The 13,466-nt window shown below is 51.2% G+C and carries 10 protein-coding genes; 4 read left to right on the top strand and 6 right to left on the bottom strand.

The features are described 5' to 3' along the window. Nucleotides 1–72: 72 nt before the first annotated feature. Complete coding sequence (gene mnmH / locus BQ6873_RS04010; RefSeq protein ID WP_076591495.1) at nucleotides 73–1,143, bottom strand: tRNA 2-selenouridine(34) synthase MnmH; 1,071 nt, start codon at nucleotides 1,141–1,143, stop codon at nucleotides 73–75. Between the two features lie 4 nt (nucleotides 1,144–1,147). Beyond that, the gene (locus tag BQ6873_RS04005) at nucleotides 1,148–1,798 is read right to left on the bottom strand and encodes an arylesterase (RefSeq protein ID WP_076591494.1); all 651 of its coding nucleotides are present in this window, start codon (nucleotides 1,796–1,798) and stop codon (nucleotides 1,148–1,150) included. Here BQ6873_RS04005 and BQ6873_RS04000 point away from each other — a divergent pair. Beyond that, entirely contained in the window at nucleotides 1,797–2,480 is a 684-nt protein-coding gene (locus BQ6873_RS04000; protein ID WP_076591493.1) for an ABC transporter ATP-binding protein, read from the top strand. The genes BQ6873_RS04005 and BQ6873_RS04000 overlap by 2 nt on opposite strands. On the opposite strand, the gene BQ6873_RS03995 is transcribed toward BQ6873_RS04000, so the two are convergent. From BQ6873_RS03995 to BQ6873_RS17990, 3 genes are all read right to left on the bottom strand, one after another. Continuing rightward, a complete protein-coding gene (locus BQ6873_RS03995; protein WP_076591492.1) occupies nucleotides 2,477–4,006 on the bottom strand; it encodes a bifunctional ADP-dependent NAD(P)H-hydrate dehydratase/NAD(P)H-hydrate epimerase in 1,530 nt (509 codons plus the stop codon). The genes BQ6873_RS04000 and BQ6873_RS03995 overlap by 4 nt on opposite strands. Nucleotides 4,007–4,088: 82 nt before the next feature. Beyond that, a complete protein-coding gene (locus BQ6873_RS03990) occupies nucleotides 4,089–5,333 on the bottom strand; it encodes a D-amino acid dehydrogenase (RefSeq protein ID WP_076591491.1) in 1,245 nt (414 codons plus the stop codon). Between the two features lie 287 nt (nucleotides 5,334–5,620). Continuing rightward, a complete protein-coding gene (locus BQ6873_RS17990; RefSeq protein WP_112992551.1) occupies nucleotides 5,621–5,770 on the bottom strand; it encodes a lmo0937 family membrane protein in 150 nt (49 codons plus the stop codon). 246 nt (nucleotides 5,771–6,016) lie between these two features. On the opposite strand from BQ6873_RS17990, the gene BQ6873_RS03985 reads away from it, so the two are divergent. The 3 genes from BQ6873_RS03985 to purL all read left to right on the top strand — a co-directional run bounded on the left by BQ6873_RS03985 (nucleotide 6,017) and on the right by purL (nucleotide 11,936). Beyond that, entirely contained in the window at nucleotides 6,017–7,192 is a 1,176-nt protein-coding gene (locus BQ6873_RS03985; RefSeq protein ID WP_083664381.1) for an AI-2E family transporter, read from the top strand. Nucleotides 7,193–7,314: 122 nt separating this feature from the next. Next, nucleotides 7,315–7,728 (top strand): DoxX family protein, encoded by a 414-nt coding sequence (locus tag BQ6873_RS03980; protein WP_197685170.1) that lies wholly within the window; start codon nucleotides 7,315–7,317, stop codon nucleotides 7,726–7,728. Between the two features lie 197 nt (nucleotides 7,729–7,925). Next, nucleotides 7,926–11,936 (top strand): phosphoribosylformylglycinamidine synthase, encoded by a 4,011-nt coding sequence (gene purL / locus BQ6873_RS03975; protein ID WP_076591489.1) that lies wholly within the window; start codon nucleotides 7,926–7,928, stop codon nucleotides 11,934–11,936. Nucleotides 11,937–12,666: 730 nt separating this feature from the next. On the opposite strand, the gene BQ6873_RS03965 is transcribed toward purL, so the two are convergent. Then, a complete protein-coding gene (locus BQ6873_RS03965; RefSeq protein ID WP_076591488.1) occupies nucleotides 12,667–13,446 on the bottom strand; it encodes a peptidylprolyl isomerase in 780 nt (259 codons plus the stop codon). Nucleotides 13,447–13,466: the final 20 nt, after the last annotated feature.

The following is a 13,466-nucleotide window of genomic DNA, read 5'->3' as shown; positions in this document are numbered from 1 at the left end:
CTGAGGTGCATTCAATAAAAAAGCCGCTGAAAAGCGGCTTTTTTATTATGCGTTGTACCCGTGATCAGAAGATTATGTTGGTGCCAGTAAGCTGATTTGTTCTGCTGCAGTATTGAACTCGGCGTCAGATAATCCCGATAGATTGATTTGCTGTGCGTCCTTCACATGCACAAAATTTCTCTCGATTGATCGACTGTATGCAGGGTCATAGTGATCACGTAGTAATTCGCCGACCAGTTTTTCCATCTCTTGATTGGAAGCCATTGCTTGCCATAGTGCGATCTTTTCACGACCGTGGAGTTGTACCAGGCAGGCAAGTTGCGTATTCAGCAGGGTTGGATCATTGAGGAAATGTGAGTAATCCTGCATGAGTAACTTGATTCTATTGTCGTGACTTAGGTTGAGAGCAATACACTTGGATTTGCGCATGCTCTCTATCAAGGCATCGGGGACGCGCAGATCGCCGACTTTTTTGCTTTCTGATTCTATGTAGATGACTTGCTGAGGATCGAATTGGCGCAATGTTTGCCAGATGTCACTTTCGAATTTCTTCTGCGATGGTTGTGCTTCACTTGGTAAATTGCCGAGTACGGAGCCGCGATGCGATGCCAGTTTTTCCAGATCAAGCACTTGAGCGCCGTTGCGAGCTAGTGTTTGCAACAAACGACTTTTACCACTACCGGTCGGGCCGCAAATAACCTGAAACGTGAAGCGCGATGGCAGTTCTGCCAATTCGGTATTCACATAACGACGATATTCCTTGTAGCCACCGTCTAGCTGCACTGCTGGCCAGCCAATGCGTGCCAGTATGAGTGCCATGGCACCGCTGCGATTGCCGCCGCGCCAGCAGTAAATCAGAGGCTTCCAGTCTTGTGGTTTGTCTCTGAATTGCGTTTCGATATGCCTAGCAATGTTGTGTGCAATCAGCGCGGCACCAATTTTCTTTGCTTCAAAAGAACCGATTTGCCTATACATCGTACCGACGCGATGACGCTCTTCATCATCCAGCACCGGACAATTGATCGCGCCAGGAATATGATCCAGTGCGAATTCGCTGGGACTGCGGACATCAATGACGGCATCGAACTGCTCCAGCGTCGGCAATAATTCAGCAAAAGGGAGCAGGGCGGGGTACTTCTTCATGTATTCACTTTGTGAGCAATGGCTTCAGTTGCGGCCAGATATTGTTGAGTATGATGGGATGTGCTTCTGCTGCGGGATGCATGCGATCGGCCTGGAAGAGTGCTGGTTTGTCGGCGACATCTTTCAGCATGAAAGGCACGAGTGCAGATTTTGTATCTTTGGCAATTTTAGGAAACAGGTCGGCGAATTGTCGTGTGTAATCGGTGCCGTAGTTAGGCGGTATCTGCATGCCGACCAACAGAACTTTGGCTTTTGCATTCTTGGCCTCTGTTACCATGCCGCGTAAATTCAACTGGGTCGAAATGAGCGATAAACCGCGTAATGCGTCGTTGGCGCCAAGCTCAATCACGACGATAGCAGGTTGATATTTATCGAGTAATGTTTGCAAGCGTGTCTTGCCGCCACTGGTTGTTTCACCACTGATGCTGGCATTGATAATGGATGCGCTGATTTTTTCTGCGGCCAGTTTTTCCTGCAGCAGATTGACCCAGCCTTCGCCACGTTGCAGGCCATATTCTGCGGATAAGCTGTCACCGAGCACGAGTATGGTTTTTGATGCAGAATAAGCGCTCATTGTGAACGATGCGAGTGCAATCAATGCAATAGCTCGCAATACTTTTCCCACCTGATACGAAAACTTGAAATCAATCGGCATGTCTGAATCCTCTACTTTGTATCCTGCAATCGAAGCGCTCAACCTGACTAAACGTGTGGCCGATGCGACTGGCGAACTGACCATTCTGCAAGCTGTTGATTTTACCGTGCAAGCGGGCGACACGCTTGCTATCGTTGGTGCGTCCGGTTCGGGCAAGTCTACTTTGCTTGGTTTGCTGGCCGGACTGGATGCGCCCTCAGAGGGGACAGTCAAACTGGATGGCACCGATATCTTCGCATTGGATGAGGATGGTCGTGCCGGATTACGTAAATCCAGGCTAGGTTTTGTCTTTCAATCTTTTCAATTGCTGGGACATTTGAATGCGGTAGAGAACGTCATGTTGCCGCTGGAGTTGCGTGGTGATAACAAGGCGAAGGAAAAGGCTGAGGCCATGCTGGCACGTGTTGGCCTGGCCAGCCGTTTGAAGCATTATCCAAAATATCTGTCCGGCGGCGAGCAGCAACGTGTAGCACTAGCGCGTGCATTTGTGAGCGAACCACCACTACTGTTTGCCGATGAGCCTACCGGCAGTCTGGATGCTGCAACAGGCGCGTCGGTGATTCAGTTGATGTTCGAATTGAATCGCGAGCGCGCATCGACACTGGTGTTGGTGACACATGATCCCTCGATTGCCGCTTTGTGCAAACGAACGATCACGATTGCGGCCGGACGTCTGGTCTAATTTATCTGCGCTGGTTTTGCATAAACCAGACGATTCAAGATAGAGCGAATTTCAGGAATCAGCTCGCTAGCGGTAAGGCCTATCGGCCCGACTCCGTTTTCCACTAACTCATCCGCTGCTTTGCCATGCAGCCATACTGCGGCCACGGCAGCTTCCCACGCCGGATAATTCTGCGCGAGCAAAGCGCCGCATAAGCCTGCCAATACATCGCCAGAACCTGCCGTTGCCAATGCTGGATTGCCCGTGGTGTTGATGACGATGTCGCCATCAGGTGTCGCGATCACCGTGCCAGAACCCTTTAATATTGTTGTCGCGTGGAATGTCGCAGCCAGAGTGCGTGCTGCAGCAAGGCGGTCTGCTTGTACCTGTTGCGTTGTGATACCAAGCAGACGCGCGGCTTCCAGTGGATGCGGCGTCAAGATTGTAGATGCGTGACGTAACAGTAGCTTTTGTCGCAAGCCGGATTCGACCGCGATGAGATTCAAGGCGTCGGCATCCAGTACGAGAGGTGTATTGGCAAGGATTGCTCTGGTAAGACAATCGTGTGCTGGTCGCGATGTTCCTAATCCGGGGCCGGCGACTGTTGTCGTGCTCTCGTAATCCATATTGCCTGCCAAGCGGCACATCAGCTCGGCTTGCTGGTTGTCATAAGTAATTGATTCCGCCAGGCTGGCGATAAACACACGTCCGGCGCCACATTTGGTGGCAGAGCGCGCGGCGAGTACGGCTGCACCGACCATGCCATGTGCGCCGCCGAGTATGCTGACGTCGCCGTAACTGCCTTTATTGGAATTGTGTCGTCTGGGGCGGAGTGTTGCGCAGAACAATTCGGTACGACTTAATTGCATGCGCGATGGCAGGAACAAATCCTCTGCAATATCCAGATCGACTACGCTGACTTCACCAGCATGATCGCGTCCTTCGCATGTGTGCAAGCCAGGTTTGTTGCCGATAAAAGTGATGGTATGCGTTGCTTGAATCGCGATGCCGGCATCTTCGCCGACGATGGCACCGGTGTCTGCGTTTAATCCGCTAGGCACATCCAGTGCGAGTATCTGGCAGGATAAAGTATTGATGGCAGCGATTAAATCATGCGTATCGTTTGTGATTGCACGTGTGAGGCCGATGCCGAATAGACCATCAATGACCAACGCCCAATCAGTCGTGTTCAGTGCAGCAGTATCGACGGTTTCAAGAAATGTTGCTTTGCCACTTTTGGCGCGCTTCAATGCTTGTTGTGCATCGGCAGGGAGATTCTCGGCATTAGCTGCGAGAAAAATAGAGACATTTAAACCGGCATTTGCTAGTTGGCTGGCAGCCTCAAGCGCATCGCCACCATTATTGCCAGGGCCAGCCAAAACCAGAATGCGACCTGCCTTGTCACGCTCTTGTTGCAGCGTGTAGGCAAATTCTGCGGCCGCTTTGCCGGCGCGTTGCATCAAGGTGTAAGAGGGAAGTGTCGCGAGCGCCGCTTGTTCTATCTTGCGAATGTCGGCAACGGTGTAAAGCGTATGGATGTCGGTCATGTTCGGATCTGCAATCAAATGAGTGCGATGGCATCGGCGATCGCTGGCGCATTTGATTTTAGACCAATTACATCCGTATTAATTACCGATAGCGTAAAGGCGTTAAGCCATCGATATCGATATCGGGTGTGCGATCAGAGATGATATCGGCCAACACTTTGCCTGATCCTGCTGCCATCGCCCAGCCCGTAGAGCCGTGGCCGATATTGACGAATACGTTTCTGACCGAGGTGGCACCGATGACTGGTGGGCCATCCGGCAACATCAGGCTGGTACCTGACCAGAATGCCGCCGTGTTGTAATTGCAGGCATCGGGGAACCAGTCGTATCCAACTTTCAGCAAGGTGTTTAATGCGGACTGACGCAACTCTTGTGTCGATGATCCCAATTCGGCTGTGCCTGCGACACGGATGCGCTTGCCCATGCGCGTGATGGCGACCTTGTAGGTTTCATCCATGACGGCTGCGACCGGTGCGGATTCAAAATTGCGGATAGTCGTCGTGGCGGAATAACTTTTTACAGCACAAAGCGGGAGATGCAATCCTAGCGGTGCGAGTAGCTTTGCACTGTCTGTGCCAGTCGCGAGGACGACACTATCTGCGCTAAAGCTGCGGTCATCGATCTGCATGACTACGCCGCGCTCGGATTGCTGGATTGTATTGACCTTGCTGCCGAAGTGAAACTCCACACCCATGGCTTGCGCAAGAGCGCGAATCTGGCGCGTAAAGAGCGGGCAATTACCGGATTCGTCCTCTGGCAAATACAAACCGCCGGCAAGCGGTGTATTGGGATTGAGTCCAGGTTCTAGCGCATGTGCATTGGCCGCAGTGAGTGCATTGTGCGGGATGTTGAATTCAGTGAGGAAGTCGAATGCGGTTTGTGCAAGTCGCAAATCCTGCTCAGAACGAAACAATTGCAGATAGCCGGGAGTTTGTTCGTAATCCAGTTGGTGCTGTTCACGCAGTTGCTGCATGAGGTCGCGGCTGTAAAACGCGATGCGTTGCATGCGTTCACGATTGATGCGATAGCGCTCCAGATTGGATTCTTTCAACCAACGGCGCATCCAGCGCAGCATGGAAGGCTTCCACATCTGATTGAGCGCTAATGGCGACTCTGCTTTCAGTAGATAGGAGAGAAGGGAGCGCGGAACACCAGGCGCTGCCCACGGTGCGATGCTGCTGGGAGCCAGAATGCCGGAATCGCCAAAGCTGGCTTCTTCTGCCACATTGTTGTGGCGTTCTATGACGACAACTTCGTGTCCTGCTTCAGCCAAAAAATAGGCGGTACTTACCCCAATGACACCTGCACCGATAACCGCTACTTGCATTACTTCTATCCTTCCCAGAATTAGCCCATCATGTTACCAAGCGGATACATATAGACACCAGCAGTAGCAATGCAAATTTTTGAAAAAACGTTGGAAAATGGTTGTAAAGCGGGATTTATCTGTGGTTTGACACAAGCTATATGAGGATTCGGACGCTTGCTTGCATAAAAACAGAGAGTGACGATGTCATCGGACAATAAAAAAGCCGCGCCAAACTGGCACGGCTTTTTCGGATAAATGCCTCAGATCAATAGATGTGACACGATCTGAAGGGGGCGCCTAAGTCGTCACAAAGGCTTGCGGCCGCTGATGATGCGCAGTAATACGATCACGATAGCGATGACCAGCAGAATATGGATGAAACCGCCTATCGTATAGGAGCTGACCAAACCGACCAGCCACAGGATAACGAGTACAACAGCAATGGTATAGAGCATGAGATCTCCTTTTTGATTAGGTTCATAAATGTGCCTGCACTTATGCATGCAGATATTCACCTTCCTTTGTAAGGTAAACGATGAGCAACTTGTTGTCCGTACGTTATCGTACATAGGGCAATGATGCGTCTTCATACATAGAAATTGCGGTGCGTGATTGAAATGCATGTGGGACAATCTTTTTCATTCTTCTCTTCAATTTTTAAGGGCGCGCTTTATTCATTGCGCCATTCCCCCAAACACAAAATGACTGATAAAAATATAGATCCGGTGGCGTCACAGAGCACTGATGTCGTTGCTGGCATACCAGTTAATCAGACCGGTACGACGACAGTCATTCATCTGCCCGTTAATTCGCGCGGTGTGGCGCTGACGATTATTGCGATCGTGGCGTTTGTCTTCGCACTTTCTGTTGCGCATGCCTTTTTTATCCCGCTGTTATTCGGTATTTTTATTGCGTATACGTTGAACCCATTGGTTGTCTGGCTGGAGCGCATACGCATCCCGCGTTTGCTGGGAACGTCACTGGTGATTGTTGCGATTCTGTGCAGTGCATTATTAACGGCAAATAATTTGCGCGATGAGTTCAATTCGATACTGGTCAGCTTGCCGACAGCGACGCAAAAATTGTCACGCTCACTGAAAAATTTACAGAAAGGGCAGACCAGCACAATTCAACAAATGCAGGCAGCAGCAACGGAAATTGAAAAGGCAACCAATCAAGCCGCCGGTGTACGGCCTGTGATCAAGAGTTCGGCGACTGAGCAATCGGTTTTTAATCTGAGCCAGTGGTTATGGGCCGGATCGATGGGCGCGGTTGGATTCTTGAGTCAAACGGTGATGGTGGTGTTTCTGGTGTTTTTCTTTTTGCTGTCAGGCGATACCTTCCGACGAAAGCTAGTGAAAATCAGTGGCCGTTCCTTATCGTCCCGCAAGATCACAGTGCATATTCTGGATGCGATCAATAAGTCGATTCAGAACTATATGTTCATGCTGTTGGTGACCAATGTTTTGTTCGGCTTGCTGGTATGGATCGCTTTGCGCTGGATCGGTCTGGAAAATGCGGGTGCATGGGCGGTTGCGGCAGGCTTTCTGCACATCATTCCTTATTTCGGGCCGCTGTTGATTGTGGCTGCGACTGGGGTAACAGCATTCATGCAGTTTGGGACGTTTTCATCTGTCCTGGCAGTTGGCGGCGCGACGCTGGCGATTGCAACAATTGTTGGTACCTTCGTGACGACATGGATGACAGGGCGTATCGCCAAGATGAATGCTGCTGCGGTATTCGTTTCTCTGTTGTTTTGGGCGTGGCTCTGGGGCGTATGGGGCATGTTGCTTGGCATTCCCATCATCGTCATCATCAAGGTGATATCCGAGCATATCGATGGTTTGCAAGCGGTTGCAGAATTGCTGGGTGAATAGCTGCATTGTTGTCTGAATGACTTGCCACATTGCTCAAATGCAGGCGTATTATATTCATAGCAATATGCCCGGCAGGATGGTGAGACGTCTCATCATTCTACCTATCATCAACCTAAACAAGGATGAGCAACATGCAGAATACTGACGATCTTGGAAAGTTACTTTTGCGCTTGGTGTTGGGTGGACTGATACTGCTGCACGGTATTTCAAAACTTATTGCAGGACCTGCATTTGTCATCAGTGTGGCGACCAGTGCAGGCTTGCCAGCGGCAATTGGTTATCTGGTGTATTTGGGTGAAGTGGTCGCGCCTATCCTATTGATCGTTGGTATCTGGTCGCGTGTGGCGGCGCTGATCATTGCTGGCAATATGGTTTTTGCCATCTTTTTGGTTCATACCAAGCAGTTTTTAACCTTGAATGACCAAGGTGGCTGGGCGTTGGAATTGCAAGGCATGTACCTGATTACCGCGCTGGCACTGGTGTGCCTGGGAGCAGGGCGCTTCAGCATAGGTGGTCGTTCCGGCAGATGGAATTAACAGATAGATAACAGCTCATTGCTGGTACAAGATGAAGGGCTACATGCGAATGTGGCCCTTTATTGCATTTTTACCCAATGTTTGGCTTCGGTTTCGGCAGTCTGGGGAGCGTGTCGCGGTATAATCATGCTTTCTGATTTAACTCGCGGGATGGCGGCCGTATCTGTCCGTTTTTTCGCATCAACTACCTTCTCGCCATGCTGATTTTGCCAGGTTCCAACGCCCTGTCTGCTTTTCGTACCGAACGCCTCTTAACCCAACTGCAACAAGTCGATCACGCCATAGTCGGCGTCACTGGACGTTTCCTGCATTTTGTTGATTCCGCTGCGCAGCTTTCGCCGGATGACATCAAACGTCTGGATGCTCTGCTGACCTATGGCGAACCGTTCACAGCGAAGCTGGAAGGCGATGAGTTTGTCGTTATCCCACGTTTCGGCACGATTTCACCTTGGGCCAGCAAGGCGACCGATATCGCACATAACTGCGGGATGGCCGATATTCACCGTATCGAGCGCGGTATTGTTTATGTCGTGCACCTGAAATCAGGCTTGCTCGGCGGCGCGAAAAAACTGTCGGATGACAGCATCGCAGCAGTGCAAGCCTTGCTGCATGATCGCATGACCGAAATGGTATTGCGCAGCGCGGATGAGGCGGCTGGTTTGTTCGGTGAGCTGGATGCAAAACCTTTGGCCTTCATTGATTTGATCAAAGGCGGCAAAGACGCATTGGTCAACGCCAATACTGAGCTCGGTCTGGCATTGTCTGACGATGAAATCGATTATCTGTTGGCAGCGTTTACCACTGCCAAGCGTAATCCGACTGACGTTGAATTGATGATGTTCGCGCAAGCCAATAGCGAACATTGCCGTCATAAAATCTTCAATGCTGATTGGACGATCGACGGCGTGAAGCAGGATAAATCCCTGTTCGCAATGATCAAGAATACGCATCAACTGGCGCCGCGCGGCACCGTGGTGGCGTATAGCGATAACTCGTCCGTCATCGAAGGCGCAACGGTTACACGTTTCTATCCACGTGGCGCAGCAAGCGGCAACGTATACGAAACGTCGGAAGAGTTGACGCATATCTTGATGAAAGTTGAGACGCACAATCATCCGACTGCCATCTCGCCATTCCCGGGTGCATCGACAGGTGCGGGCGGTGAAATCCGCGACGAAGGTGCAACAGGTCGCGGCGCCAAGCCTAAAGCAGGCTTGAGCGGTTTCACTGTTTCCAACCTGATGCTGCCGGATGCAGTGCAGGCATGGGAAAACGATCACGATGTAACTACATCGGCCGCAGGCGCTGCGTCATCGCAAGCTTATGGCAAGCCAGACCGTATCGCGTCGCCATTGGAAATCATGGTCGAAGGTCCTATCGGTGCGGCAGCCTTCAATAACGAATTCGGTCGTCCGAATCTCGGTGGTTACTTCCGTACCTACGAACAAAACGTAGCGGGCTCGGTCAACGGTTATCACAAGCCGATCATGATCGCCGGCGGCATCGGTAGCATCGCCGCCAACCATACGAAAAAACATGATTTGCCAGTCGGTAGTTTGCTAATTCAACTTGGCGGTCCAGGCATGCGCATCGGCATGGGCGGTAGCGCTGCGTCGTCAATGGCGACCGGTACCAATACTGCTGATCTGGATTTCGATTCGGTACAACGCGGTAATCCAGAGATGGAACGTCGTGCGCAAGAAGTCATCAATGCTTGTTGGGCTATGCAAGACGCCAATCCGATTTTGTCGATCCATGACGTAGGTGCTGGTGGCTTATCGAATGCCTTCCCGGAAATCACCAACGACGCCAAACGCGGCGCGATTTTCGATTTGCGTAAAGTCCCGCTGGAAGAGAGCGGCATGGCTCCTAAGGAAATCTGGAGTAACGAATCGCAAGAGCGTTATGTCTTGGCGATTGCACCGGAAAGCCTGCCGCAGTTCACTTATCTGTGTGAGCGCGAGCGCTGCTTGTTCGCAGTGGTCGGCACAGCGACGGAAGAGCGTCAACTGAAAGTGATCGATCCTGAAAACGGCAATAATCCAGTCGATATGCCGATGGACGTATTGCTGGGCAAACCGCCAAAAATGCATCGTGACGTGCAGCACGTGCAGCAGGATTTTCCTGCGATAGATGTCACCGGTATCGATTTGCTGGAAGCATCGATACGCGTTTTGCGTCTGCCTACAGTTGCAGATAAATCCTTCCTGATCACGATTGGTGATCGTACTGTTGGCGGCACGACTGTGCGCGATCAAATGGTCGGTCCATGGCAAGTACCGGTCGCCGATTGCGCTGTTACCACGATGAGCTTTGAAGGTTATCTGGGTGAAGCGATGGCGATGGGTGAGCGTACACCGCTGGCTGTCATCAACGCTGCTGCGTCCGGTCGCATGGCCGTGGGCGAAGCGCTAACCAATATTGCGGGAGCGCCGATTGCCGATATCTCCGATATCAAACTCTCCGCCAACTGGATGGCCGCATGCGGTCAGCCAGGACAGGATGCTGCTTTGTTCGATACCGTCAAAGCAGTTGGCATGGAGTTGTGTCCAGCCTTGGGTATCAGCATTCCAGTCGGTAAAGATTCGCTGTCTATGCGCACCACATGGAAAGATGAGGGCGAAGATAAAGCTGTTATCTCTCCAGTGTCGCTGATCGTGTCTGCGTTTTCACCAGTGTATGACGTACGTAAATCGTTGACGCCGCAATTGCGTACTGATGCCGGCGACACCGTTTTGATCGCAATCGATCTGGGACGTGGCAAGAATCGTTTGGGTGCATCGTGCTTTGCACAAGTCATGCAGCAAATCGGTAATGAGACGCCAGACGTTGATAGCGCAGAAGATCTGAAAGGTTTCTTCAACGCGATCCAGCGCCTGAACAAGGAAGACAAACTGCTGGCCTACCATGATCGTTCTGATGGTGGTCTGTTCACCACCTTGTGCGAAATGGCTTTTGCCGGTCACAGTGGTTTGTCGGTCAATCTGGATATCCTGACGCTGGAAGGTGAACACGCCAGCGATGGCGGCGATGCGAAAAACTGGGCGACGCAAGTGGCCGAGCGTCGCAACGATCTGACTTTGCGCGCCTTGTTCAGCGAAGAGCTGGGTGCTGTGATTCAGGTACGTGCAGAGCAGAAATCGGACGTGATGAACGTGCTGCGTGAATACAATCTGGGTGCGTGCAGTCATATCATCGGTAAGCCAAACGGCAATGACATGATCGAGTTCACACGCGACGCCAAGGCTATCTACAGCCAGTCGCGTATTGATCTGCATCGTTTCTGGAGCGAAACCAGCTGGCGTATCGCGCGCCTGCGCGACAACCCTGATTGTGCTGATGCAGAATACGATCGTATTCTCGACAAGCTCGATCCAGGCATTACGCCTAAATTGGTTTTCGATCCGCAGGAAGATATCGCAGCACCATATATTGCGACCGGCGTGCGTCCTAAAGTGGCAATACTGCGTGAGCAGGGCGTCAACTCGCATATCGAAACAGCGTATGTGATGCACAAATCGGGCTTTACCGCAGTTGACGTACACATGAGCGACTTGATTACTGGTCGTGCACATCTGAGCGATTTCAAAGGCGTGATCGCTGTCGGTGGCTTCTCTTATGGTGACGTGCTGGGTGCGGGTGAAGGCTGGGCTAAAACGATTCTGTTCAATATCCAGTTGGCTGAGCAATTCGCGACCTTCTTCAGCCGTCAGGATACTTTCGCATTAGGTATCTGTAACGGCTGTCAGATGATGAGTAATCTGAAATCGATTATTCCTGGCGCACAAGCATGGCCTAAGTTCACACGTAACAAGGCTGAACAGTTCCAGGCGCGCTTCTCTATGGTCGAAGTGGCGGATTCCCCATCTATCTTCTTTAATGGCATGGCGGGTACACAAAGCGCGATTGCGATTGCACACGGTGAAGGTTATGCGGACTTCTCGCTGACTGGCAATATCGATGAAGCGTTGGTAGCTATGCGCTTTGTTGACAACAAGGGGCGTGCGACAGAAACCTATCCATACAATCCTAACGGTTCACCGCAAGGCATCACTTCGGTGACCACGCCGGATGGCCGCTTTACCGTGTTGATGCCGCATGCAGAACGTGTGTTCCGCAGCGTGCAGCAGAGCTGGCATCCTGAGGCTTGGGGCGAGGATTCACCATGGATGCGTATGTTCCGTAATGCGCGTAAGTGGATTGGTTGATAGAGTAGTTTTGTGTGGTTTGCACTGAGGTGCAGATACTTTGAAAATGCCGTTCAGTTTTTGACTGGGCGGCATTTTTTTGTTTGGGTTTTGGTTATTGCTGATGTTGTCCTCTCTTCGAGGATGCTTGGGTTGCCGGGGGCGGCCCGGCAGCCGCTTACTTTTCTTGCTTCGCCAAGAAAAGTAAGCAAAAGAAGGCGACGCAAAAGCCGTTGCCCGCTAAAGCGGGTGCCCAAGACAAGCAATCATCAGTCGGGGTCGCAAACCAACTCGCTGCGCTCAAACATGTTTGCGCCCTTTATCCGCCTGACGACTGCTTGCCTTGGCAACGTCACATGCGGAACTTCAAAAACAGCGACAACAGCAACAGCTTTGTCGCTTCAAACTGAGTAAGTGACTCAAAGAAGCGGTGGAAATAACCCGCTCTGACGCTGCCGTTTGTGCAGGACAGAAAATGGATCAAGAAGTGAACGTTGTCTGAGCGTAGCGAGTTTCGTTCGCTTCCCATTTTTTGCCCTGTACAGACGGGAACCCCGAAGGGGCAGCGGCTTCGCGGTCGCCTTCTTTTGCTTACTTTTCTTGGCGAAGCAAGAAAAGTGAGTAGCCGCCGGGCTACCCCCGGCATAGCAAGTATGATCGAAGAAAGAACAGCATCAATGCCAATAAACTAAAACACATCAAGCAATAAAAAAGCGCCCCGAAGAGCGCTTTTTTTCATACCCAAGGAAGATTACTGAATCTTCGCTTTAGCACGCAATTGTTGCTGGAATGCTTGCAGTTTTTTCTGTTGCAGCGATTCAGCGATTTGCGGTTTTACTTCTTCCAATGTTGGTACTTTTGCTGTGCGTACATCGTCGAGTTTGATGACGTGGTAACCGAATTGGGTTTTAACTGGGGTTTCCAGCAATTGACCTTTTTGCAGTCCAATCATCGCGTCCGAGAACGGTTTCACGAAAGAAGCTGGGGAAGCCCAATCCAGATCGCCGCCATTTGCTGCGGAACCAGGATCTTTTGACGATTGCTTGGCCAGATCTTCAAATTTGGCGCCGGCTTTCAGCTTAGCGATGATCGCTTTTGCTTCATCTTCTTTTTCAACCAAAATGTGACGAGCGTGGTATTCCTTGTCGCCAGCTTGTGCTTTGAAACGGTCATATTCAGCCTTGATGTCGGCATCCTTGACTGGATTCTTTTTCAGATAGTCGGTCACCAGTGCGCGGATCAGGATCGATTGACGTGCGATTTCGATCTGGTTTTTGACATCGGCTTGTGCGTTCAACCCCAATTTATCGGCTTCTTGCACCAGGATTTCACGGTTGATCAGTTCATCCTTGACCATCGCGCGCAGTTCAGGCGAATCTTGCTGACCTTGTGAGGTCATTTGCTTGATCATGACATCTGCACGGGACGACGGGATAGGTTTGCCATTCACGACTGCCAGGTTTTGTGCCATCGCAGGCAATGCTGCTGATACGATTAAAGCGGCCAGCAAATGAGCAGGTTTTAAGGTCATATATTTTCCTAATGGAAGTT

This window comes from Herminiimonas arsenitoxidans (assembly GCF_900130075.1).
Taxonomy (GTDB): domain Bacteria; phylum Pseudomonadota; class Gammaproteobacteria; order Burkholderiales; family Burkholderiaceae_D; genus Oxalicibacterium; species Oxalicibacterium arsenitoxidans.
This window is presented reverse-complemented; position numbering and strand designations above follow the sequence as displayed.